The 20,560-nt window shown below is 61.5% G+C and carries 27 protein-coding genes and 1 pseudogene; 5 read left to right on the forward strand and 23 right to left on the reverse strand.

Annotated features, from left to right (window positions below; translation table 11 throughout):
• Positions 1 to 51: 51 nt before the first annotated feature.
• From ACVCMJ_RS06580 to ACVCMJ_RS06590, 3 genes and pseudogenes are all read right to left on the reverse strand, one after another.
• Positions 52 to 237: pseudogene (locus ACVCMJ_RS06580) on the reverse strand (alcohol dehydrogenase catalytic domain-containing protein); the annotation flags it as partial.
• 116 nt (positions 238 to 353) lie between these two features.
• Positions 354 to 1,370: an aldo/keto reductase gene (locus ACVCMJ_RS06585; protein ID WP_447080635.1), complete on the reverse strand. Its 1,017-nt coding sequence runs from the start codon at positions 1,368 to 1,370 to the stop codon at positions 354 to 356.
• A 96-nt stretch (positions 1,371 to 1,466) separates the two neighbouring features.
• Positions 1,467 to 1,841 (reverse strand): hypothetical protein, encoded by a 375-nt coding sequence (locus ACVCMJ_RS06590; RefSeq protein WP_447080636.1) that lies wholly within the window; start codon positions 1,839 to 1,841, stop codon positions 1,467 to 1,469.
• Here ACVCMJ_RS06590 and ACVCMJ_RS06595 point away from each other — a divergent pair.
• Positions 1,825 to 2,193: a LysR substrate-binding domain-containing protein gene (locus tag ACVCMJ_RS06595; protein ID WP_447080637.1), complete on the forward strand. Its 369-nt coding sequence runs from the start codon at positions 1,825 to 1,827 to the stop codon at positions 2,191 to 2,193. The two genes, ACVCMJ_RS06590 and ACVCMJ_RS06595, sit on opposite strands and share 17 nt — an antisense overlap.
• Before the next feature lie 127 nt (positions 2,194 to 2,320).
• Here the strand turns inward: ACVCMJ_RS06595 and ACVCMJ_RS06600 are convergent, their stop codons facing one another.
• Together ACVCMJ_RS06600 and ACVCMJ_RS06605 are read right to left on the reverse strand one after the other, a co-directional pair.
• On the reverse strand, positions 2,321 to 2,821 hold the full coding sequence (locus tag ACVCMJ_RS06600; protein WP_447080638.1) for a YaiI/YqxD family protein: 501 nt from the start codon (positions 2,819 to 2,821) through the stop codon (positions 2,321 to 2,323).
• 3 nt (positions 2,822 to 2,824) lie between these two features.
• A complete protein-coding gene (locus ACVCMJ_RS06605) occupies positions 2,825 to 3,091 on the reverse strand; it encodes a hypothetical protein (protein ID WP_447080639.1) in 267 nt (88 codons plus the stop codon).
• Positions 3,092 to 3,284: 193 nt separating this feature from the next.
• On the opposite strand from ACVCMJ_RS06605, the gene ACVCMJ_RS06610 reads away from it, so the two are divergent.
• A complete protein-coding gene (locus ACVCMJ_RS06610) occupies positions 3,285 to 3,473 on the forward strand; it encodes a YqaE/Pmp3 family membrane protein (RefSeq protein WP_447080640.1) in 189 nt (62 codons plus the stop codon).
• Positions 3,474 to 3,557: 84 nt separating this feature from the next.
• Here ACVCMJ_RS06610 and ACVCMJ_RS06615 read toward each other — a convergent pair whose 3' ends face one another.
• Together ACVCMJ_RS06615 and ACVCMJ_RS06620 are read right to left on the reverse strand one after the other, a co-directional pair.
• On the reverse strand, positions 3,558 to 3,830 hold the full coding sequence (locus ACVCMJ_RS06615) for a BrnA antitoxin family protein (RefSeq protein ID WP_447080641.1): 273 nt from the start codon (positions 3,828 to 3,830) through the stop codon (positions 3,558 to 3,560).
• Complete coding sequence (locus ACVCMJ_RS06620) at positions 3,814 to 4,083, reverse strand: BrnT family toxin (protein WP_447080642.1); 270 nt, start codon at positions 4,081 to 4,083, stop codon at positions 3,814 to 3,816. Before ACVCMJ_RS06620 ends, ACVCMJ_RS06615 begins: the two co-directional genes overlap by 17 nt.
• A 591-nt stretch (positions 4,084 to 4,674) precedes the next feature.
• Here ACVCMJ_RS06620 and ACVCMJ_RS06625 point away from each other — a divergent pair.
• Positions 4,675 to 5,016: a carboxymuconolactone decarboxylase family protein gene (locus ACVCMJ_RS06625; RefSeq protein ID WP_447080643.1), complete on the forward strand. Its 342-nt coding sequence runs from the start codon at positions 4,675 to 4,677 to the stop codon at positions 5,014 to 5,016.
• Positions 5,017 to 5,425: 409 nt separating this feature from the next.
• Here the strand turns inward: ACVCMJ_RS06625 and ACVCMJ_RS06630 are convergent, their stop codons facing one another.
• Together ACVCMJ_RS06630 and ACVCMJ_RS06635 are read right to left on the reverse strand one after the other, a co-directional pair.
• Positions 5,426 to 5,806 carry a type II toxin-antitoxin system death-on-curing family toxin gene (locus ACVCMJ_RS06630; RefSeq protein WP_447080644.1) on the reverse strand — a complete coding sequence of 127 codons (381 nt, stop codon included), beginning with the start codon at positions 5,804 to 5,806 and terminating at the stop codon, positions 5,426 to 5,428.
• A gap of 3 nt (positions 5,807 to 5,809) precedes the next feature.
• A complete protein-coding gene (locus tag ACVCMJ_RS06635; protein WP_447080645.1) occupies positions 5,810 to 6,040 on the reverse strand; it encodes a hypothetical protein in 231 nt (76 codons plus the stop codon).
• Between the two features lie 428 nt (positions 6,041 to 6,468).
• Between ACVCMJ_RS06635 and ACVCMJ_RS06640 the strand changes: the two genes are divergently transcribed.
• Positions 6,469 to 6,828: a Rap1a/Tai family immunity protein gene (locus ACVCMJ_RS06640; protein ID WP_447080646.1), complete on the forward strand. Its 360-nt coding sequence runs from the start codon at positions 6,469 to 6,471 to the stop codon at positions 6,826 to 6,828.
• A gap of 159 nt (positions 6,829 to 6,987) precedes the next feature.
• Here ACVCMJ_RS06640 and ACVCMJ_RS06645 read toward each other — a convergent pair whose 3' ends face one another.
• The 5 genes from ACVCMJ_RS06645 to ACVCMJ_RS06665 all read right to left on the reverse strand — a co-directional run bounded on the left by ACVCMJ_RS06645 (position 6,988) and on the right by ACVCMJ_RS06665 (position 9,988).
• Positions 6,988 to 7,476, reverse strand: coding sequence for a hypothetical protein (locus ACVCMJ_RS06645; RefSeq protein WP_447080647.1), 489 nt, complete (start codon positions 7,474 to 7,476; stop codon positions 6,988 to 6,990).
• A gap of 90 nt (positions 7,477 to 7,566) precedes the next feature.
• Positions 7,567 to 8,550 carry a hypothetical protein gene (locus ACVCMJ_RS06650; protein ID WP_447080648.1) on the reverse strand — a complete coding sequence of 328 codons (984 nt, stop codon included), beginning with the start codon at positions 8,548 to 8,550 and terminating at the stop codon, positions 7,567 to 7,569.
• 223 nt (positions 8,551 to 8,773) lie between these two features.
• Positions 8,774 to 9,238 (reverse strand): DUF2514 family protein, encoded by a 465-nt coding sequence (locus ACVCMJ_RS06655; RefSeq protein ID WP_447080649.1) that lies wholly within the window; start codon positions 9,236 to 9,238, stop codon positions 8,774 to 8,776.
• Positions 9,239 to 9,243: 5 nt separating this feature from the next.
• On the reverse strand, positions 9,244 to 9,666 hold the full coding sequence (locus tag ACVCMJ_RS06660; protein ID WP_447080650.1) for a lysozyme: 423 nt from the start codon (positions 9,664 to 9,666) through the stop codon (positions 9,244 to 9,246).
• Between the two features lie 40 nt (positions 9,667 to 9,706).
• Positions 9,707 to 9,988 carry an HP1 family phage holin gene (locus ACVCMJ_RS06665; RefSeq protein ID WP_447080651.1) on the reverse strand — a complete coding sequence of 94 codons (282 nt, stop codon included), beginning with the start codon at positions 9,986 to 9,988 and terminating at the stop codon, positions 9,707 to 9,709.
• 143 nt (positions 9,989 to 10,131) lie between these two features.
• Between ACVCMJ_RS06665 and ACVCMJ_RS06670 the strand changes: the two genes are divergently transcribed.
• Positions 10,132 to 11,118 (forward strand): tyrosine-type recombinase/integrase, encoded by a 987-nt coding sequence (locus ACVCMJ_RS06670; protein WP_447080652.1) that lies wholly within the window; start codon positions 10,132 to 10,134, stop codon positions 11,116 to 11,118.
• Here the strand turns inward: ACVCMJ_RS06670 and ACVCMJ_RS06675 are convergent.
• The 9 genes from ACVCMJ_RS06675 to ACVCMJ_RS06715 all read right to left on the reverse strand — a co-directional run bounded on the left by ACVCMJ_RS06675 (position 11,101) and on the right by ACVCMJ_RS06715 (position 20,431).
• Positions 11,101 to 11,835, reverse strand: a complete 735-nt coding sequence (locus ACVCMJ_RS06675; RefSeq protein WP_447080653.1) for a DUF4376 domain-containing protein — start codon at positions 11,833 to 11,835, stop codon at positions 11,101 to 11,103. The two genes, ACVCMJ_RS06670 and ACVCMJ_RS06675, sit on opposite strands and share 18 nt — an antisense overlap.
• 792 nt (positions 11,836 to 12,627) lie before the next feature.
• Entirely contained in the window at positions 12,628 to 13,602 is a 975-nt protein-coding gene (locus ACVCMJ_RS06680) for a hypothetical protein (RefSeq protein WP_447080654.1), read from the reverse strand.
• Between the two features lie 8 nt (positions 13,603 to 13,610).
• A complete protein-coding gene (locus ACVCMJ_RS06685; protein WP_447080655.1) occupies positions 13,611 to 14,207 on the reverse strand; it encodes a YmfQ family protein in 597 nt (198 codons plus the stop codon).
• Entirely contained in the window at positions 14,198 to 15,244 is a 1,047-nt protein-coding gene (locus tag ACVCMJ_RS06690; protein ID WP_447080656.1) for a baseplate J/gp47 family protein, read from the reverse strand. The genes ACVCMJ_RS06685 and ACVCMJ_RS06690 overlap by 10 nt, the downstream gene beginning before the upstream one ends.
• Entirely contained in the window at positions 15,234 to 15,635 is a 402-nt protein-coding gene (locus ACVCMJ_RS06695) for a phage GP46 family protein (RefSeq protein WP_447080657.1), read from the reverse strand. The genes ACVCMJ_RS06690 and ACVCMJ_RS06695 overlap by 11 nt, the downstream gene beginning before the upstream one ends.
• A 2-nt stretch (positions 15,636 to 15,637) precedes the next feature.
• Positions 15,638 to 16,192 (reverse strand): phage baseplate assembly protein V, encoded by a 555-nt coding sequence (locus ACVCMJ_RS06700; RefSeq protein WP_447080658.1) that lies wholly within the window; start codon positions 16,190 to 16,192, stop codon positions 15,638 to 15,640.
• Positions 16,192 to 17,289 carry a phage baseplate assembly protein gene (locus tag ACVCMJ_RS06705; RefSeq protein ID WP_447080659.1) on the reverse strand — a complete coding sequence of 366 codons (1,098 nt, stop codon included), beginning with the start codon at positions 17,287 to 17,289 and terminating at the stop codon, positions 16,192 to 16,194. Before ACVCMJ_RS06705 ends, ACVCMJ_RS06700 begins: the two co-directional genes overlap by 1 nt.
• Before the next feature lie 2 nt (positions 17,290 to 17,291).
• Complete coding sequence (locus ACVCMJ_RS06710; protein WP_447080660.1) at positions 17,292 to 18,593, reverse strand: DNA circularization protein; 1,302 nt, start codon at positions 18,591 to 18,593, stop codon at positions 17,292 to 17,294.
• The gene (locus ACVCMJ_RS06715; protein WP_447080661.1) at positions 18,593 to 20,431 is read right to left on the reverse strand and encodes a phage tail tape measure protein; all 1,839 of its coding nucleotides are present in this window, start codon (positions 20,429 to 20,431) and stop codon (positions 18,593 to 18,595) included. Before ACVCMJ_RS06715 ends, ACVCMJ_RS06710 begins: the two co-directional genes overlap by 1 nt.
• Positions 20,432 to 20,560: the final 129 nt, after the last annotated feature.

Genomic DNA, 20,560 nt, shown 5'->3' on the forward strand with positions numbered 1-20,560 from the left:
TGACGAAACGGTATTTCACGTCGCCCTTGAGGAGGGCAAAGAACGCGTCGAGTGACCGGGCACGCAGGGGTAAAGCGTGCCGGCCCATTCGGAGCGGACCTGGTGCAGGTCCGAGTGGCAGACGCCGCAGTAGGCGATGTCGATCTGCACGTCATGTTCGCCCGGTGCACGGCGCGTGATAGTCAGAGGCTCCAGAGGCAGATTGCCGGCGCGGGCGCCGTAGGCTTTGATGGTCATGGTGGTGTTCCTTGAATTTATGGATCGTTTAAAAAACTGCGTCACGCTCGGAACCACCACCAGCGGCCGGTCAGGCTTCCCGCCAAATGTATGGATTCCTTGCGTGATGGCGCAGGTCACGCATGTGTCTGGCGTGGCGGGGCCTCGCGCCCGACCATCGCCAACTGCGAGGGTGCGTAACGTTCACCCTCGATGAGGATCTGTGCGGCGGCCTTCCCAATATCCGCCAGATCGGCTCGCGAGAGCTCAACATCGACCGAAGCGAGATTCTCTTCCAGCCGATGAACCTTGGTCGTGCCCGGGATGGGCGCGATATATGGCCGTTGCGCGAGCAGCCATGCCAATGCAATCTGCGCAGGTGTCGCGCCCCTGTCACCGGCAACCCGCCTCAACAGGTCGACCAAGGTCTGGTTCTTCCGCATGGCTTCAGGTGAGAAGCGCGGTACCGATTTGCGGAAATCATCGTCGCCGAGCTTGGTGTCCTTGCCCATCGTTCCCGTGAGAAACCCCTTGCCAAGCGGGCTGTAGGGTACGAACCCGATGCCCAGTTCGTCGCAGGCCTGCAAGATACCGTTGCTCTCTGGCGCACGCCACCACAGCGAATATTCGTTCTGCACGGCCGTCACAGGCTGCACCGCGTGGGCGCGACGCAGCGTCCGCACCCCGGGCTCGGACATGCCAAAGTGCCTGACCTTGCCCTCGGCGATCAGCGCCTTGACCGTACCGGCCACATCCTCGATCGGCACGTTCGGATCCACCCGGTGCTGATACAGCAGATCGATCGTCTCGATGCCAAGCCGCCTGAGCGAGCCGTCGACGGCCTGGCGGATGCGTTCGGGCCGGCTGCAGACGCCACGATTCTCGCCAGTCTCGTCATCGATGTCGAAACCGAACTTGGTGGCGATCACGACCCGATCGCGGAATGGGCGCAGCGCCTCGCCAACCACCTCCTCGTTGGTGAACGGGCCGTAGACCTCCGCCGTGTCGAAGAAGGTCACACCGCGCTCCACCGCCGCGCGGATCAGCTTGACGCCCTCGTCCTTCGGCAGCGGCCTGCCATAGCTGAAACTGATGCCCATGCAGCCTAGGCCAATGGATGAAACTTCCAGATTTCCAAGATTACGCATTTGCATGTTGTTGCTCCTGTTCAAAATCGAGGCCGGACCATGAGATCTTGATGAATTCACGAACGCACGCGTCAGCATTCCCGCGCTGCCAGAGGTTGATCGTCATGGCATTGCTCCCTGAAGGCTGCATGACTCATAAGATCGCGTCATCTCGGCACGCGCAGTCAGGAAGATCAGGTAGGCTGCCACCAGCAAGACGGCGGCACTGGCCGCGAGCATGCTCTGGTAGCCGCTGTAATCGAAGAGCAGGCCACCCGCGGTAGAGCCCAGTGCGATTGAAAACTGGACCATTGCCACCATCAAGCCGCCGCCCGCTTCAGCGTCCTGCGGAAACGTGCGCGGTACCCAGACCCACCACCCTACCGGTGCGGCAGTGGCGATCAGCCCCCAGAAGCCCAGTAATACCACCACAGCGGCCGGCCAGCCACCGAATTCGGCCAAAGATATCGCAATGGCCGCCATGAGATGCATCAACATGCGGATGCAGTCCGGGGGCGGCCTCTTCGTCTGGGATTTCCAGCGCAAAAGTCAGCAGGTCAATGTTCGCGTGGAGGGTCAACTCATCATCAACACCTCGCCCGCTATCGTGGACGCAGCCCTGGCGGGACTGGGCGTAGCGTGGTTACCAGACGGAGAATTCGATCCGCACATAGAGGAAGGACGCCTGGTACGCGTGTTGCAGGACTGGTGTGCCCCCTTTGCGGGGTACTACCTTTATTACCCCAGCCGTCGGCAGCCCTCACCAGCATTCTCGCTCGTGGTAGAGGCATTGCGTGATGGGCCCGGCCATCGCGATGCCACGTCTGCCCGACGTGACACACCGGCTTGAAGCGCCACGGCCACCGGTAAGTACGCCCTTCCGCGAACCGGCACATGCGTGTGAATGGCCGCCGTGTCGTTATCGCGCTCTGAGATTGTCCGTTAGCGCCCCATCAAGCGATGATGACGCCGCATGGTCATGTGCGGGATAGATCGCTACGCGCGGGCGTGTCGCGAATCGATGGCTGCATTCGTAGCGCCTTCTGCAACAGCTTGTCCAGCGCATTGGCAAAGGCACGCCTGTCCGATTGCCCGAAGGCGGCCGGTCCGCCCGTATCGATACCCGCGCTGCGCAATTCATCCATCATGTCTCGCATCGTGAGCCGTTCGCTGATGGTGTCGGCGGTGTAGCACTCGCCACGTGGGCTGAGCAACAGCGCGCCTTTGCGCAGGGCTTCGCTCGCCAGAGGGATATCCGCGGTAATGATCAGATCACCGGGCGAGGCGTGTTCGACGATGTAGTTGTCCGCCACATCGAATCCTTGCGGCACCTGGACGGATCGGATCCAGGGCGATGGTGGCGTGCGCAGCATCTGATTGGCCACCAGCGTAAGCGGTTGCTGCAGTCGCTGGGCCGCCCGAAACAGGATGTCCTTGATGACGGCCGGACAGGCGTCGGCATCGACCCATATATGCACGAGCTAGCCCTTCAGCGCTTCGGCCAGCAGCGTGTTCACCAATTCATTGACGCTGACGTGATCGGCCTGTGCCTTGGCGTTCAAGGCCGAAATCAGCGGCTGGCGCAGCTTGACGGGGAAAGACACCAGGCCGGCGGCATGGTCCAGGCGCCGCTGTTCGCGACGATCCAGAGCAGGCGCAGCGCCCGCGTAGCGACCCGGCGGGATGGCAGCATTGAGCTTGCCCATCAGTTTCAGGGCTTTTTGCTTTTCCAGATCTGTTTTTTTCATGGGGGGGTCGGTGCCGAGGTCTGACATGGCAAATTCGCCAAGCCGCATCTTAGAGGATATCCAGGACGCCGGGAGGCGACTGATGGAATTTGTGTATCTTGGAGCAGGCCGCCTGGCGGCGGTGCAGTCCCGGGGGTTGGCATGGTGCGGTGTGAATTAAACTAGCCCCGTCAACCCACATCGGAGACCCTCCATGCGCCTGCTCATCGCCTTGCTCCTGCCCTGGCTGGCTTTCTTCACCATCGGCCGCCCCCTGGCTGGGATCATCTGCCTGATTCTGCAGCTCACCGTGATCGGCTGGATCCCGGCGGCGATCTGGGCCGTGTACTCGCTTAGCCAATACAACACTGACAAAAAGATCGCGAAGGCACTGGGGCGTTGAACAACGCCGCGGCGAATGGATACGCGCACCCCCCCAGCACCTGGTCGCCCACCGTCCACAGCCACTAGAGCGGCTCTTCGCTGTCTATGCGTGCTTCCTGGACACGGCTTTCTTCAGAGCCTCATTCATCCGGGTCTGCCACCCCGGGCCGCCGGCCTTGAAGGCGTCGATCACAGCCTTGTCATAGCGGATCGTCACGGCAACCTTGGGATTGTCCAGGCGCGGGCGCCCCACTCTCCGCAGTCGCTTAAATTCCTCCGCGCCCAGCTCGAAGGTATCCGGGTCCGCCGCGATGCCTCGATTGATCGCCGCGTCTTCTTCAGGCGTCGGCAAGATCAGCTTACGTTTGTTCGACATAGTTCCGTACCTCCCGCGAATTGGCCTTGCGCAGGCTGATGATGTGCATGCTGTCGCCGCGCTGCGTGAACACCACGCAATACAAGCGGTCGTCTATGACCGTGTAGCCGATTTCCCGCACCTCGCCGTAGTCCCGGCGCGCGTCGGGCTTAGCCATCACCTCTGGCCAGTCGATCTCTTGGGCGAGCGACAGAGACACACCATGTTTGCGTTGGTTGCTCTTGTCTTTGGCTGGATCAAAGGTGATTTCCATAGTCTTTATTGTAGTTACGGAAACACTATTGAGCAAGCTGTTTTTGTAGCTACGAGTGCCCAGGCCGACACCACTCCCTCTTCGCAGACATCGGACCGCTCGCCTCCTTGCGCGGCTCAGCGCTACTTCGCGTCCAGGCGCCTGATGAGCTCGGTGAGCATAGCCTCCAGGCTATCGACGGTGCGCGCGGTCGCGTATTCCGATGATCGTGACCACTGATTCCGGTGATCGTGACCACCTGGCGCCGGACAAGCTATTTTCTCCAATTCCGGCATCGTGACCAGCCATTCCGGCATCGTGACTGAATCGCCCAGGGTTTTGATGAGGCTCCAACCCCTGAGAGAACGGAGTCATGGCGAACCAAATGAAGTTCTCCCCGGAAGTGTGCGAACGCGCCGTGCGACTTGGTGATAAGGTCTTCATGCACACGTGCCCACGGAAAAATCAAGCGGACATGTATGCGCACGGGTCGAACCGTTTTGGTGGCTCCTGACCTCTAAACACACAGGCGCTTGGCAAGCGAAAGCGCAATTGACAGTGTGCGTCCATGGCTTTGCCGCGACGATATCACGCTCTTGATAAGGAGAGATTATGAATGCCAGACTGACCCTGGGGTTACTGTCCGAAGAAGATGCCGGAGAAAAAGGCGGAGAGCTTCTCAGAAACGTGCGCAAGAAGCAGGGGCGCGTACCCAACATGTACGCCGAAATGGTCCATGCGCCCGGAGCCCTTTCAACATACTTGCACGGCTACGATTGGTTCCGAAAGGAGTCCAGTTTCACTCCCGCCGAGCAGGAAGTCATATTGCTGACGATCAGCCGAGAAAACACTTGTCATTACTGTATCGCCGCGCACAGCATGATCGCGGAGAAAGTATTCAACACGCCAGTGGATGCCCTGTTCGCATCGTACGTCCTGCCAGCGAAAGAGTGATTTCTGCGAAAGTCTCGGACTGCGAGCAATGAGCGGAAACTTAAAGAACAAGTGCAGCGGGCTACCCTGAACCCTGACGGGTAGCTAGGTGGGCGGAGGCGTCGGGTGTCTCGCCGGCGCTATCGCAGGTGTCGTCGTCGGCGAGTGGGCTTTCATACCACTAAACTTCGCCGAGACCGCCGCTCTGGGTATCACTGTTCTAGCGGCCTGGCTATTCGACATCGTTGAAAAGCCAGAGCGCCTGCCACACCGCTACAGTTTCGCTCTGCGCAACCTGAGTGCGTTGGTGATCACGGAGACCGAACTCAGGCTCATGGCGGTGGGGGGTGCGGACAAAAAAGCAGCCGTTGGCGTCGGCCGAGGGAAATGACCTCCTGGCGCTTGCGCGCCAGCGGAGTGAAATTGTTCATCACTCCGCTGCGACAGCGAAAGACCGGAGCCAAGGATCGAGATGGGCGATGTCGAACGTCCCTGACTCAAACATCTGAATCATCTCCGCGTGAATCTGCATCGGCGCGCACTGCAGGCGCCAGCCGTTGATTCGCAGAAACACGTCGACCGCGGCAAAAGAGATGCGCTTGTTGCCATCCACGAATGGGTGGTTGATCGCCAGACTCTCAAGCAACGCAGCCACCTCAGCCACAATGTCGTCGTAGTAGCCCGTCTGCGGGCGAAACAGCGCCGCCTCCAGCGCTCCGGGGTCGCGCACGCCTGATGCACCACCATACCGTTGCACCAAGACCGTGTGCATCCCAAGCACATCGGCCACGGTCAGGTAATCGTGGGCCACGGCTTACTTGGCCAGTTCGCGGTAAAGACTGTCGAACTCGTCCAGGCTCGATGCGAACGAGTCCATGACGTGGCGGCGGGGGCGTTCCTTCTGCTGGCGGTCGATGTAGTCACGCAGGGCCTCGTCAAGCACCGCCTGGAACTGACGGCCTTGGCTCTCGGCGATCTGACGCAAGGCCGCCAGGATATCTGGCGCAGCCTGAGAGGAGAATTTTTCACGGATGACAGTTGTCATGACCACCTCCATCATGATCAATCTTGATGTTTCATGATAGAGCAAGATGGGACGCTATGCCACTCCCTCAAATGGCGTTAGATGCCTGACCGGACACCTTGGTTGACAACGAACCGATGCGCACAAGTTATTGGTGCGGAAATGACAGGCAAGAAAAGGGCCCGGAGATGTTCCGAGCCCTGGTGGTAGCTGGTGGAGCCGGGGGGAATTGAACCCGCGTTCTTTTCCGTGTCTATGCGGTTGTCCGAACATACCGTGGCGTAATCGTGTCATTACCGGTCCAACTCCGGCCATGCCATACGCGCAGTGGTGCCCTCTTCTGGCGCGCCGCATCATCATGCCCCCGGACGGATGGTACGAGTGGACGGGCGACAAGGGCACCGCCCGCCCTCGTACAATGATGAAAACAATAACTTTCGGAGGGGTCAATGATGCGATCACAAGCGCTCGCTGCTATTTTCATTTCTGGTCTGACGCTATGCGGGACCGTTGCATCGGCCACCTATATTGACGGATCCCAATTAAAAGCATGGTCTGACGGGAACTATAGGGTTGAGCACGGCAGCAAATCATGGTCGGACGTCCACGACGAGGCGCTTCTTATTGGATACATCTCCGGCGTCAGTGACACTGTCAATGGACTGTTCTTTTGCCCTCCGTCGAACGCCAAGCTCGGCCAACTGATGGGTGTAGTAAGGAAGCATCTTCTCGCGAATCCTGAAAGCTGGAATATGTCAGCAGGGATGCTGGTTATTGCGGCACTAAGGCAGGCGTTCCCCTGCAAGTAGCCACCGCGACCATCTGCGGCCCCACAAACGCAAAAAGCCGCCGGCCCCTCCTTAGAGAGACCGGCAGCCAATGCTAACTTTTTCGACCTACAACGTAGGCGCCGGAAATTAACATGCAGGGACCCAGCCACCAATGCGAGCCCACTCAGAAGCCGGGGGTCAATGAGGTGGACGGATAACTCGCCCGTAGTCGGAGGGAACGATGTTCACAGGTGCCGCCAATTGCCTCTGGATCTCTTCCGCCTTACGCGCTGCCCTGCGTTTCGCAGCGTCTATCACCAACGATGTGCGAATTCTCTGTAGGCTTAGAACCCCCTCCAGAACAGAAATCAGGCGCATCAAAATGAAGGCCAACAGCCCTCCAACCAGGCCGCTAAAGACGACGGAAAAATCGACTTCACCTAGGTGTGGGATCTGGACGACAAGAGCTTTTTCTAACAACGTGGCAAGCACCAGAACAGTCACCGTGATCACATTTACGGCGAGCATCCCTACCCAAAAGTTCTGCTGCCGCTGAAGTGCACTGGATAATTTGTCAGCTTCGACCACAGTCAGCTCATCACCCGAGAGGAAGTTCGTTGTCACAGGAATAAGCTGCAGCAATGCGGCCGATGTCAGTCCCAAGAACGCAATCAATCCGTCCCGCATTCCAATCCACACGCTCAGGTCTACCAAGTAGCCTGACGCCACACTGATAGACAAAGCGATGACTGGATACAAGCGCCTCATGATAACGACCTAGTCGACAATCTTCCCATCTGCGATCATGTTCCCATATGCCTGCCACATGGCGCGCAGCACATCTTGAGGGTCGAGGAGCGACCCAACGATCTCCGAGTCTCCGTTGCGCGACTTGATCAATTTGACGGAAGCGTCATGATGCAGCCGTACACTTCCATCGGGCGCCGTCTTTGACCCCTTGGCCAAAACACTGAGTTGGCTGTCAGGGATATGCCGAAGACCCACTTCCAAGTTTCTCAACGGAGTTCGATCGACCTTACGACGACGCGTCTTGTAGCCAATATGAACCTGAACATGCAGCTCAGCGTCCGCGGGCACGGACTGAAGAACCTGGTCGGCAGCCGCTGAGTCATGATTGAGTAGAGCCTCTAACACACCGCGCACCATCTCCTGACCAGAACTGACGCGAGACATGAGATCTTCGCTTGTGGTCACCTCCCGAACTCGAGATACCGCACGTTCATCCGGCGCCGGTTCGGCACCAACTGTTTGGGTGGGGGCCTGCGCTCCACTCAGGGCTCCGCCGATCACTATTTCATTTATATCACCCAAATCGCCAGCAACGACAGCAGAGTCAAATTTTGCTGCAAGCGTCACATTCGCGGTCCAACCTGGAACATATGTGGACAATAACCAAGCAAGATACCGCTCCAGCGCCTCGGTCTGTAACGAAGTGCTTTGGATGATGAACACATGATCTCCCTTCACCATCCAGAACATCTGCGAGTGCACGTACTCACTCTTGGCAGGTGCGGCCATCTGTGCCACGGTAAGCTGCGAAGCCGCCTGATCGGACATCTCGAGCACCGCCTGCATGTATCCCTTGGTGAAATGCATAACGTCACCAAAGGCAAGCGTCTGCCCGGCGCCTCCCTGATCGTAAAAGATGTTGGCGAGGAAACTGTCGGCCGCCTGAGTCTGAACCCTCATGGTGTAACGCTCGCGAACCATCGCCCCCGTAGCGGCATCGCGCGCGTTCATCGCTCGATGGATCATCTCTTCAAGGCCTGGGTCCGCACCTTCTCGGACGTACCGCCGGTAATGCACTCTGACTGGTTTACGCTCTGATGTCATTCGTCTCACCTCCTGATGAAACAAATAGTAATCAGATGGGCACACGTTTAAAACTGTATAAATATACAGTTGTCCGCGAAGGACAGCAACACCGGGCCTGGAGGGAGGCTGGAACAAGGTCAATGTTTCCTCACCGCAGCGACTGATACGCCCTCTCACACGCAAGCCCTGCTATTCGGCTGGCGTCAGCGTACTTCGCCAGGACTCCCGCGCGGTCGTCAAGTTCGCCGAGCACGACGGCAAGCACTCCGATGGGGTCACCGGCTGCCTGGCTTCCGCCGGCAGTGGCGGCGTCTCGGGCACGACGTTGTAGCTGGGCGATTTGCTGGCGCAGGCGCTCAGAAGCAGCGCGGGCAGTATTAGCGTCAGCAGCCGCAGCGGCGGCCTGTTTCTTGGCATCATTGATCACTCCTTCTCTTGCGGCCCAGCGGGCCTGCTCTGTCATCCTGGCCAACTGCGTGGCGTCTGCCAGTTGCTGTGCTCGATCGCGCTGCATGTTCGCGATCTCGGCACGGTAGTACCAGCGTGTCGCAGTCACGGCGCCGGTGGCCGCCAGCGCAGCACCGGCCAGTGCAGAGATCGCTATCGTCCTCACGTCTATCATTGCGCCCCCCCACACACCCACGCATCAGCATCCGACCTATTGACCAGACCCGGCAGCACGCGGCCACCAGCCTTTACCCACCGTGCGTACTGCTCACAGGCAGCCATGGCCTGACCTGCGTTCGCCAGCCGCAGCAGCGTGGACGAAGCGAGATTGCCCGGGCCCTTGTTGAACGCGAAATCGATCAGCGCCGCCCGCTGGTATTTGTCGATCGGCACTTTGACCAAGCGATCAACAGCCGCCTCCGCCTTGGCTTGATCGGCGCGCAGCAGCGTCTGACACTCTGCTGGCGTGTACCGCTTGCCGAGCACGATATCCGGCCCTGTGTGGCCATAGCAGACGGTCAGCGTCCCGTTGCCAGGATCCGTGTAGGGAACATACCGGATGCCCTCATGCCACTGGATCAGCACGGCGGCCATGGCCGAAGCTCCGCCGGCGGCCGCGATCTGTATCGACCGCTTAAGCCTTATCGGGATCATGGCCGCCCTCCATCAGGTGGACGCGCGCTTGGGCCAGAAAATCCTCGCGACGAATGCGCGCCCGCCGCTCCTCTTCCTCGACCAGAGCCTTCTGCTCGTCAATCGCTACTCGCTGCCGCTCCAGGCCGTAGTGCTTGCGCTTGTAGAACCAGTTCGTGAGAAAGGTTGCGGCAGCGATTCCGAGACTCGCCAGACTGACCCAATCGAGTGATGTGAACCATCCGGACAGCGCAGTGAACGCTGCTGTAACGTAAGTCGCCACACTCGCTTTGCTCGCTACACTCGCGGCTGTTGCGTCCACTGCGCTTAGACCCATGATCTTCCTTTTGGACTAAAAAATACCCGCACAAGGCGGGTGGTTGATAAATCTGCCTACGCGCCCTACAACGGGGGCTTTTTGATGTCATGAACGATCACCGCCGCCTGCGCCTGGTGCGCAACTGCCCCACCCTCGCCGCCGCCCTCGAACGTTATCTGGCCGACGTGTCGGTCAGGAAGAAATCCCACACACAGGAACAATCGGTGGCACGGATCTGGCTGCGCACGGGCTTGGCCAGCCGCAACTTGGCGCGTATCACTGCGCTGGATCTCCAGCGCCTGCGCGACCACTGGCTGAGTGAACGAAAGCCAGGCACCGTGAACCGGCGGCTAGCGCTGCTCTCACACCTCTACACAGTGGCCCGCAAAGAGTGGGGCCTGCACTGGTTGGCAAATCCCGTGCAACTGGTGACGCGCCCCGTCGTGGATGATGCCCGCGATCGGCGCCTGTTCACCCGGATCCGGTTGAACGGCCTGTCGCCGATGGAATGTCCGCGCAGCGAGCTCGATTGGCTCATCCGCGCCACCAGGTCCGAAGCCCTACCCACAATCCTGCGACTGGCCAGCGAGACCGCCATGCGCCGATCAGAGATCGTGATGCTGCGCCGTGAGCAGATCGACCTGACACACGGCGTAGTGACGTTGGTCGATACCAAAAACGGTGACACCAGATACGTGCCGCTCTCCCCGTTCGCCCGCGACGCGCTGCGCAAATGGCTCGCTGGCCGCCCGATGCGCGGCCGCGTATTCAACGTGACGCCTGGCGCTGCCACCCGCGCGTTCGCTCGCGCCCGGGATCGCGCCCGCGGACAGTATGAGGTCCTGTGCAAGCAGCACGGCCGGCGGCCGGTGCGGGCCTACTTTGTCGACCTGAGACTGCATGACCTACGCCACGAGGCCACCACGATCCTGTCTGACGTGTATCCAGCCCACGCGCTCGCGAAAGTCACTGGTCACCGGGACACCCGCATGCTCCTGCGTTACTACAACCCCAGAGGCCGAGATCTGGCACAGCAGCTCATGCGTTCAAAGCTCGGCCGCTGGCAATCCGAGCAGCTACGCCTGGCCGCTTGATGGCCAGCCGGTCGTGATGTCGTAGCTCTCGATCGCAGCACGATCAGCCGGTAGCGCCGCGATGGCATCATGGTGCGTCCGCTCGGCCGTGTAGCACCCCTGGACAAACTGCCCGATTGAGCCGGCAATCTGCTTGACGTCGGCCACCGTGATGCGCACCCAGCCGGACTCCGCCTTGAAATCGACCTCATCAGCATCCGATAGGCCTGCCAGCGCAGCATTGGCCACGACGGATGTAATCCGGTTCTGGTCGTCAATTGAGGTGCCCACGCGTACGCCGCTGGGCAGCGTGATACCGCCTGTCATAACCTCCCAGCGCTTCGCCGTGGCATTCGCCTGCTTGGATTCGCGCAGTTCGGCCAGAGTCGGTTCGGGTGCCGGCGGCTCTTCGGGGTACAACCACGCTGGCAGTGATCCCAGGCCGTCATAAGCCTGGCCGTCGTGATCCTCATTCACGACGTATGGCTGGCCATGTCCCAGCCACAGTTTGTCTTTGCGGTGATCCTCGATAGTTTCCCAAGTGCCTGTGGCCGGCTCGCCATAGGTTTTCGTGTCGATGACGGGATGCTGAGCGGTTACCCAGCGGGCGACATGACCGGCTGGGACCGCCGGCGGCGCGACCAGGACCTGCAGATGTCCCTTCGCGGGCGCCTGACGCGCATACGGCGGGTCGCCCAGCAGCAGAGCTCGATGATCGATCTGATAGACGGTAAGCATAACGACTCCAGCCCCGACAGGCAGGGCAACAGGGTTTGAAAAAGTTAAGTGACTACAGAACTGCGAATCCGGCGCCCACTGGCGTCTACAAAACCCACACAATGGAAACGCATAGCCACGGCATCGGACACGGATATATTGCCGCCACCGGCAACACAGCACGAGCTGCCGATATGGGCCAACAGGGCACGATCTTGCAATCCAAGTCGTACGGCACCGCTGAAACGGCGCCGGTACACACGCGTGTCGCTCCGTGCATTTTGATCTGACCTCTCCGCTGCGAATGCGGCGGGGCCCGGAATCTACAAGATTGATGAGTTGCAGGGACACCATCATCAGCACTACACATCGTCCGAGGGCGGGAGCGGTTCAAGCACTAGTATTTTCAACGCGGGCAACACAACTTCAGGCGATGGATCTGGCGTGAAAGAACCGATCACCGATGGTGTCCACGGAGCACCGAGGGTTGGCATGGAAACAGCGCCCGCGCATACTCGTGTCGCTCCGTGCATTCTGATCTGACTGCGGCGCTGCGAATGCGGCGGGGCCCGGCAGCTCTAAGGGCGACACCGTACAGGGACACTGGCATTCGACGTACGCTAATGCCGGCGATAGGCAGTTCAACAATGTCGTCGCGTCACCGGGTAATTGGCCTCAGGCAGGTCCCAATAATGTGCGAAACACCGGCGGTGAATACGTCAAAGAGGCCATCAGCGACGGTGTCCATGGAAGCCCTCGCGTCGGTATGGAAACGGCCCCAAAGCACACTCGCGTGGCGCCTGTGATCCTGATTTAAATGAGGATGACCGGAGCGACAGCGGTGTTGGACCCACGCGTTTCGACGGACGTCCGGGCGACACGCGAAGGATCAAAACTGAAGCCTGTTGTGTCGGAAAGGCTATCGCTAATTGAACCGGCGGCCTGTGCTCCGGCCAGATTCGCGGCGAATGCGCCAGTAGCGACGCCGTTCCGAATATTCGACGCATTCAGAGTTCCGACGATGTTCTGCAAGGCATCATTCTGGTGGGCTCCTGCCAGCCTCGCATTCGCAGTGTCAGCGTCAGTTCCGCTCATTCGCAAGAAGACGTCCTGGTAATCTGGGGCTTTCCAGTTCCCGTTACCGATGTCGGAAATTAAGCCGACACCCTTCGCCCAGTTGACCGCAGGCGTCGTCCGACCCTTTTCCCGGAACTTTGCAATCAATCGCGCCTGGCGTGGATCGTCCACGGACCAGACGCCGCCGGTCAGTAGAGCTTCCCACGGATCCGGATCGTCCCACGGACCGCCATAAATGAGCCCGCACCGTGCGCTGCGGTAACCATTGAAGTACGGGCTGAACTGCCATGTGTACAGTTCACCCGCCATGTCCGTCAGCAACACGGGACCCTGATCCGACGTAGTAGCATCGACTTCAGCGAACGTGGCAGCAGGAACGCCTACCGGCCGCGCATCCAGCACCGCCTTCAGCACCGCCGCCGTGATGATCTTCGCGGCGTCAACGCCCGCCTGTCCCTCGGCAGCCGTCGCCAGAGCGGCGACCCCAGCAAACGACTCGCTTGCGGGCTTCCAGATCGCCTGCTGCACCTGATCGAGCGTGTCTTCATCTGGGGTGATGCCGGCATGCGCCAGGATTGCGAGCAGTTCATCCATGACAGCATTCGCCCACGCCGACGAAATGATGGATCCCACCTGGCCAGTGACAGGGTTTTCATCGACGAATCGACCGCCAACAAGGCCGATTCCGGGTACGCTAATTGGATAATCCATGGTGATCCTCAGCTGTAATCAAAAAACACGATCGTGTGTGCAGGCGCATAGCGCCGCACCACGCACTCAACGATGTCGTTCGGGTTTGCGCCAAACCGCTCACCAAAACGACTGGCCCCGAAACGTGCGCCGCCAGGCAGCCGCGCGCCCATATGCATGGTCCAGACAAACTGCGCACCCCAGTCACCGAACCTGGCGGCGCCAAACCGCGAGCGACCCATGCGCGGCGTGCGCCACTCCTCGATGCGCGCATCCGGGTAACCCAGCCGCGCAGCCACCGCTTCAAAGTAGGCGACATCCTGGCGCCCGACTTCGGCAAAGCGCCGCACCACCTCGGTCAGCCGCTCGCCAGGCGCAGCGGTTGCACCCAGGCATGCATCGGGCAACCCCATCACGCGTTCCCAGTCCGCGAGCAGTTCGCGGATCGTGCCCGGGAACATTTCGGTGAGCAGCGCATTGGCCCTGGCGTCGACACGCGCAAGCTCGGCGGCGGCGGCATCCGACACCATGGTCGGCACCGGGTAGATATCAGGATCCCACGCCGGCCCAGGCGGCATCAGCGCGCGCAGCTGCGAGCGGTAATCGGATTCAGACCTCACAGCCATGTAATAGCTCCGAGGACGGGCAATTCACCCGCAGCGGGCACGATGTCGGCGACCGGCGCGGCGAGCACGTGATCGGTTTCGCCGGGCACGTTGCTGATGGTGGCCGCAATGTGTGTGCGGTAAAGCCGCCCGCCGAGGTCTGCTTCCGTCATAAACAGATCCTGCAGCGCTGCCTCGACTTTCGCCCGTAACAGATCCGAGTCAGGCGTGAGCGCAATCGTGGCGGGCACAACAAGGAGCGTCGGCGCCATCACATAAACTTCGGCCGTCACTGGCCGCACGGCATCAATATGCGCTTTGACCGCAGCCAGCTCGGATGCGTCGGGCACGATGACATCATCATCGTCGCGCACGACGAACACACCAACGGTCCCGGGGCCCAACCACTGCGGCCGGGCCCACGCGCGCGTGATGCCGGCCACCTCCAGCGCCCAGGTCTCATAGTCCGCCGCATCGCCACCATGAGGCTGCACGCGAAACGAGCGCAGGACGCGGCGCCGCCAGCGCTCGAGCTGCTCGACATCGGTGCCGCCCGTGATTCCAGCGGCTGCGACGACAGCCCGATCAGACACGCCCGCGCGCGGCGAGATCGCGGTGATAAGCACACCGGCGGCGAGATTGCCCGCCTGTCCGGCATCCTCAGCTGCCACTGGAACGCTCACGGTGCCTGATGTGAGCACGGTATCCGCCGTGACGACCAATCGCACGCCGTCATTCGTCTGCCATACAAAGTCCGCCGGCACGATGACGTCGACGGTGCCCGTGACATCCACGGCCCCGACCGCGCGAGTTGCGGGCGTGCGCACGACGCCCTTCAATTGCGCCCAACGACCGAGCGACTCTTCTTCGCACGTATCCGGCAGGATCTGGCGCGCGAGCCAGGCCTGCAGGCCGTAGAGTCCGAAGACGCCACCAGACATGACTCGCGCAAGCACGGCACTATCGGATCGCCGCAGCACGCCGTCCACGCCGCCGCGGGCCAGATCATCGGCTGCGCGCGCGACGAGCGCCGGCAGGGTTGGAATTTCAAAGGGCATTGAGGACCTCCAGGACATCGGAGAACTGCATTTCACGCTGGGCGCCATCCAGCGTGAGCGTGACAAAGAGATCGAGCCGGGTCGAGCTCGGGCGATCGACGCGCACCGAGACCCCCCGCACGACACCGTCTTCGGTCATCCAGGCAAGCGCCTCGCGGGCGTAACGCTCAGCATCTCGCACGGTCTGTGCCGTGATGGTTCGACGCCGCAAAAGCCACAAGCGTGATCCAATGCGATCGCGCGGGACATCCGGGTATGAGTCGCCCCAGTAGCCATAGCGCTCATCGTCATCGACCGGGTCAGAGGCCTCAGCGCGCCGCCAGGTAAAAAGGCTGATCACCACGGCGCGCTCGAGCGCATCCGTGGAACGCACAAAATTCTTGACTGTCATGGTCACATCCGCTGATTGGGCGGGTCGGTCGGGCCGCCCGCGTCATTTTCAGTATGGTCGTGGACGTTGTGGACGTCGCGCATGGCCTGCATAGAGCCCGCCGCATCGCTGACCTGGCCATCGGCCTTAAAGTCTCCCAGCGCATGAACGAGCGGCGTGTCCAGCGTGACTTTCGCGGAGCAATGGAACGCCGCCTCGGGCGCGGTCACGTCCACTTTGGCGCCGGCGATGACGCTGATGATCCGTCCTCGCTTAAAGCGGATCTCATCACCTTCATCCGTGAACAGGCACACCTCGCCTGGCTGCAATTCCGTTGGCCGATAACGACGATCCGCGACAATGAGCGCGACACAGTGCGAGCGATCGCCACCGACGAACGCAAGGATCGCCTCAGCACCGGCCAGCGGATTGCTCGTGTAGCCATACGGCTCGAAATGTTCCACCGCGTCCTTCACCTCACCGGCGGTCAGGCGCGCCTGCAGGGCCTGCAGCCGGCGGCTGGCATCCACCAGCGCCACGGTTCCACGCGCGATGAAATCCATGATGCGACCAGCCATCACTTTTTCTCCCAGTTCTCGGGCAACAGGTATTCGAACGCATCGCCGCCCTTGCCCTTCTTGCCCTTCTTGGGCGCTTTGGGTTCGGGCGAGTAAGCGCCTGGCGGGGCGACCGACAGACGCGTTTTCATACCCTGATCGTCCAGCGTGTAGGTCACCTCGCCCACCAGCATGTCGCGGTCAAACCCGATCATCGAATCACGTACGCGCACGAACTGATTGGGCACCCACAACCGGCCGTCGCTTTGTCGCCAGCCCTGCACGACATATTCAGTGGCGAGCGCCTTGGCCATCCGGCTTTCACGTTCCCAGGCGACGCGCCGGGCTGCCATGGGCGGCGTGACTTGCCCCGACGGCTGTACGGTCAGGTTGCGGTACCGCTCGACGCGATCATCGGAGACAGCGCTGCGCACCTCCGCCGCAGCTTCGCCAAATACATCATCGGTGCCGGCACGCTGACCCACGCACTCATACGCGGAGAACACATCCGAAAAGTCGAGCGGGGCGGACCCCGACAGGACGTTCACACCGAGCTGCAGCGCATCGGTGGCCGAACCCGCCGCCCCCAGGGCCGCAATCACGACGCGCCCCTGCGCATCATCGGTGGAGAGCAGCGCCGACATCTGCAACAGCCTGTCGATGGATGCAAAGACCGTCTCTCCTGGCTCGGTCTGGTGGTCAGCGACCGTCAGACCATCACCGCCCTGATCCACTACGACGAGGCCATACGGCGCCGCGAGCGCGCGCACAATGGCAGCAACAGACTGGCCTCGCCACTGGCCACGCGCGGCGCTGCAGTCCACGAGGTCCGAGGTGAGTGACCGCCCGGACACGGACGTCATCACCTGGGTTGCATCGTACGACACCGGAGCGGCGTAGGCGTAGCCGGTCACCACCAGATCGGCGCCGATATGCACCTCGCACCTGGAGCCGTTGCGGATTCGCGCAGGCGCCGCACCTGAGCCCGGCCAGCGCCAGGTAATCGCCAGATCAAAGCTTCGCGCCTGGCGTTCGATGCCAGCTGCAATCGACACCGACTTCCAGCCACCGTACTCGCGGCCGTCCGCCGTCAACGTGACGTGGTTGCGATCGTCCATGGTCAGACCCTCGGCACGGTGAACGCACCCGCCGGCACGAACCCCGGATGATGCACGCCATTACGAGCCACGATGTCCGCGGACCGTGTGGCATCACCGTAGCGCCGATAAGCGAGCACGAGCGCCGACACAGTCGCCGGATTTTCGATTTGCGTAAGCTGCACACCGAGGCGGGCGACAGACGTGAGCTGACGCGCAACGGCTGCACGTCCGGCGGCCAGCCGTTCATAGTGCGCAGCCGGCGATTGTTCGGCGACCGACCAGAACGCATCGGTGAGCTCGCCACGCAGCGCGAGCACATCGTCGGCAACTGGTGGGGCGACGCCCGATGCGCCGAGCACATCACCGACCACCGTGTGGGCCCCGGAGACGGCCACATCAACGGCGCGAGGCGTCATGCCGCCCACCGCCATCACACCAGCCACCGCTGACGCGGGCACCCTTGCCGGAAACGTCGATACACCGCGAATGACATCGGCCACGACCACATCTTGGCCGAGCGCCTGTGTCGCGCGCACAAATGTCCCATTGATGCCGCCGGCGGGAATTGCGACATCCGCCAGACGCCGCAGCGCGTCCACGCGTCCGCCAAGGCCGAAAAGCGACGGGGCGCCGCTCACCCGACCATAGAAGCCCGAGAATGAGGACACCGCCTCGCGCACAGCCCCAAAGAGGGTGTTGGCGAAATCGAGCGGTCCAGCCAGCAATCGCCCGATCACGCCATCGGCGGAATCCAGCACACCCGATGCCGAGCCGTACACATCCTGCAGCGTTGCGACGATCGCGCTGACCGCCGGCATGACGGCCGGCAGATTCACCTGGCTTAAGTCGATCGCATCCAGCGCGTCCGTGAACCGGCCCAGTGCAGACGTCTGCACGCCGTCAGCAGCGCTATTCAGGACGCTGGCCACATCCTCGCCCGCGACCGGGTATGACGGATCCGACTCACCTTCAACGAATGTGAGATCAAACCGCACCACACCCATGGCGCCGCGATCATGCGAATAGTCGCAACCCGTGCAGCTGACGGTGAGGCTTCCAAGCCACGGATGGATGAGTTCGCCCGCGCCCGGCTCATTGATGACTTTCAGCAACGCGTCGCGGCGATCCAGACAATCATCGCCGGCGACGAACGCCGCGACCTTGATTTCGCGCGCCTTCAGACCCAGAGGCTCCACGAACGGCTTGTCGCGCTGCGGATACTCATGCACCTGAGTGCGAGGGCCCGCGGGCTGGCTATCGGTTGCCACCTCGAAGGGCACCCCCTTGAAGGATGCCGGTTGCCGTCTCTCACGCCATCCCATCAGTGCGCTCCCGCCAGCGTCCGGTAGCCGACACGTTCACTCGTGCGCAGCCGTGGCTGATTGGTTTGCATGGGATCAATCCGCGTACCCGGCGGGGCATCGACAAAGCGCACGGTGAGCTGCCCGTCCAGGCGCGTGTCGCCCGCAACCGGTGCCTGCGCAGGCGCCTGGTCACCGCCACCAAACCAACCCGTCACCTTGTTCCAGGCACTGGATGCAGCGTTCGAGACGGTTTCTTTTGCGCTCGATGCAGCGTTCGAGACGGTGTCGCCAATGCCCGAAGTCACCGCCTTCACCTTGTCGATACCGTTCAGGATCGGATCGATGAAGGCCTTCACGCGATCCCACAGACTCTTGAACCAGGCCACGATCGGTTCCCAATTTTTGATGACGATGCCAAGCGGAGACCAATTGAAGAACGCCTCCTTCAGCCAACTCCAGACGGCCATGGCCGGTGCCTTGATCAAGGCCCACAGATCCGCGAACCACGGCCCGATGGTGGACCAGTTGGCGATGATGAGGCCCGCGCCCAGAGCGAGGGCGCGGATCACGATACCGATCGGACTCATGCTCAGCACCATCGACAGAATCCGCATCGCAGCGGCGACACCCGCAACACCCAAGCGCAGCGTGACGAACGCACCGGCCGCACCCAGCACGCCAGTCACCAACCCCGGATTTGCCTGCACGAATGCCGTGATCATGTCGACGAGCGGCCCAGCAAAAGCGAGGAACTGATTGATAGGTGGCAGCAGGATGTTGCCAATCGTGATGCCAAGGGCGTTGACGCGGTTCCACATGAGCTGGATGGCATTGGCCGTCGTGGCCGAACGCGCCTCGTACTCTTTCTGCATGGAGCCCGCATATTGGGTTCTGTCCGCCACCAGATCAAGATTCGCGCGCAACTGATCCAGATTGGTGAGTAGCGGTGCGATGGCCGTGATGGATTCCTTGCCAAAGAGCTGCTGCAACACACCCGCCTGTTTGGAGGGATCCACGTGCGAGATGGCGTCCAGCACCTTCAGCATGGTGCCCTTGGCGTCCTTCTGCATGCCGGCGGCAATCGCCTGAGCGTTTAACCGCAGTGCCTTGAAAACCTGCTGCTGCGTTTTGGTCGCTGCACGCCCCGAGGTCATGGCCAGCATGAAGTTTTTAAGCCCCGTCGAGGCCTGCTCTTCGTTTACGCCGATGCCGGCGAGGGTGGCGCCCATGGCCGCGATCTCGCCAGAGGCAAGACCCGCGACGCTACCCAGCGGCCCGATGCGCGTCACGATGGCACTGATCTGCTGCGCGCTGGCCGCCGTGTTGTTGGACAGGAAGTTCACCTTATCGGCCAGGTCCACCACCTGCGGCTGCGTGAGCTTGAACGACGTGCGCCACTTGGCCATCATGTCACCGGCTTCGTCAGCGCTCGCATCAAAGGCGATGCCCATCTTCACAGCGTCCTCGGCAAAAGCGGCCAGATCCTTGCGAGCGATGCCGGACTGGCCACCCGCGGCAACGATCGCCGCGATATCCTTGGCCGCCATGGGCAAGCGCTTTGACATGTCCACGATATCGCGGCCCATCTGGGCAAATTGCTGCGGCGTATCAAAGTCCACCACCTTGCGGACATCGGCCATGGAGGATTCAAAATCCACCGCAGCCTTGGCGCCGGCGACAAACGGCGCAGCCAGCGCCCCGCCCTGCAGCACACTGGAGAGGCTGATCGGGCGCCCAAGACCAGAGGCCAGCAACCCCTTGCGAAACCCCATTGCATGCTTGCGCGCACGGTCCAACACCGGCGAGAGCTTGTCGACTCCCAGGATGAGGGCCTTGAGCTGGAATTCCTTTGCCACATCAACCCCTTGTCATCTCATCGTGCAAGCGGTGCGCCTGCTGGGTCAGTTCCATCAGGTCCGAGAGCGGCCGGTCCATCACCGAGAACGGATCCAGCCGCCAGAAATACGCCGCTGAATAGGCGTAGT

This window comes from Castellaniella sp. UC4447_H14 (assembly GCF_052978285.1).

Bases quoted from the DNA above. Each gene is read 5' to 3' on its own strand.
- ACVCMJ_RS06650 (WP_447080648.1), bottom strand. From the start codon at position 8,550: ATGAACGCGCGCGATGCCGCTACGGGGGCGATGGTTCGCGAGCGTTAC.
- ACVCMJ_RS06675 (WP_447080653.1), bottom strand. From the start codon at position 11,835: ATGCTTACCGTCTATCAGATCGATCATCGAGCTCTGCTGCTGGGCGAC.
- ACVCMJ_RS06585 (WP_447080635.1), bottom strand. From the start codon at position 1,370: ATGCAAATGCGTAATCTTGGAAATCTGGAAGTTTCATCCATTGGCCTA.
- ACVCMJ_RS06635 (WP_447080645.1), bottom strand. From the start codon at position 6,040: ATGACAACTGTCATCCGTGAAAAATTCTCCTCTCAGGCTGCGCCAGAT.
- ACVCMJ_RS06645 (WP_447080647.1), bottom strand. From the start codon at position 7,476: ATGCGGGACGGATTGATTGCGTTCTTGGGACTGACATCGGCCGCATTG.
- ACVCMJ_RS06605 (WP_447080639.1), bottom strand. From the start codon at position 3,091: ATGAAAAAAACAGATCTGGAAAAGCAAAAAGCCCTGAAACTGATGGGC.
- ACVCMJ_RS06695 (WP_447080657.1), bottom strand. From the start codon at position 15,635: ATGACAGTCAAGAATTTTGTGCGTTCCACGGATGCGCTCGAGCGCGCC.
- ACVCMJ_RS06705 (WP_447080659.1), bottom strand. From the start codon at position 17,289: ATGGACGATCGCAACCACGTCACGTTGACGGCGGACGGCCGCGAGTAC.
- ACVCMJ_RS06670 (WP_447080652.1), top strand. From the start codon at position 10,132: ATGAACGATCACCGCCGCCTGCGCCTGGTGCGCAACTGCCCCACCCTC.
- ACVCMJ_RS06685 (WP_447080655.1), bottom strand. From the start codon at position 14,207: ATGGCTGTGAGGTCTGAATCCGATTACCGCTCGCAGCTGCGCGCGCTG.
- ACVCMJ_RS06615 (WP_447080641.1), bottom strand. From the start codon at position 3,830: ATGTCGAACAAACGTAAGCTGATCTTGCCGACGCCTGAAGAAGACGCG.
- ACVCMJ_RS06660 (WP_447080650.1), bottom strand. From the start codon at position 9,666: ATGGCCGCCGTGCTGATCCAGTGGCATGAGGGCATCCGGTATGTTCCC.
- ACVCMJ_RS06595 (WP_447080637.1), top strand. From the start codon at position 1,825: ATGAGATGCATCAACATGCGGATGCAGTCCGGGGGCGGCCTCTTCGTC.
- ACVCMJ_RS06590 (WP_447080636.1), bottom strand. From the start codon at position 1,841: ATGTTGATGCATCTCATGGCGGCCATTGCGATATCTTTGGCCGAATTC.
- ACVCMJ_RS06625 (WP_447080643.1), top strand. From the start codon at position 4,675: ATGAATGCCAGACTGACCCTGGGGTTACTGTCCGAAGAAGATGCCGGA.
- ACVCMJ_RS06620 (WP_447080642.1), bottom strand. From the start codon at position 4,083: ATGGAAATCACCTTTGATCCAGCCAAAGACAAGAGCAACCAACGCAAA.
- ACVCMJ_RS06700 (WP_447080658.1), bottom strand. From the start codon at position 16,192: ATGGCTGGTCGCATCATGGATTTCATCGCGCGTGGAACCGTGGCGCTG.
- ACVCMJ_RS06680 (WP_447080654.1), bottom strand. From the start codon at position 13,602: ATGGATTATCCAATTAGCGTACCCGGAATCGGCCTTGTTGGCGGTCGA.
- ACVCMJ_RS06710 (WP_447080660.1), bottom strand. From the start codon at position 18,593: ATGGGATGGCGTGAGAGACGGCAACCGGCATCCTTCAAGGGGGTGCCC.
- ACVCMJ_RS06610 (WP_447080640.1), top strand. From the start codon at position 3,285: ATGCGCCTGCTCATCGCCTTGCTCCTGCCCTGGCTGGCTTTCTTCACC.
- ACVCMJ_RS06690 (WP_447080656.1), bottom strand. From the start codon at position 15,244: ATGCCCTTTGAAATTCCAACCCTGCCGGCGCTCGTCGCGCGCGCAGCC.
- ACVCMJ_RS06640 (WP_447080646.1), top strand. From the start codon at position 6,469: ATGATGCGATCACAAGCGCTCGCTGCTATTTTCATTTCTGGTCTGACG.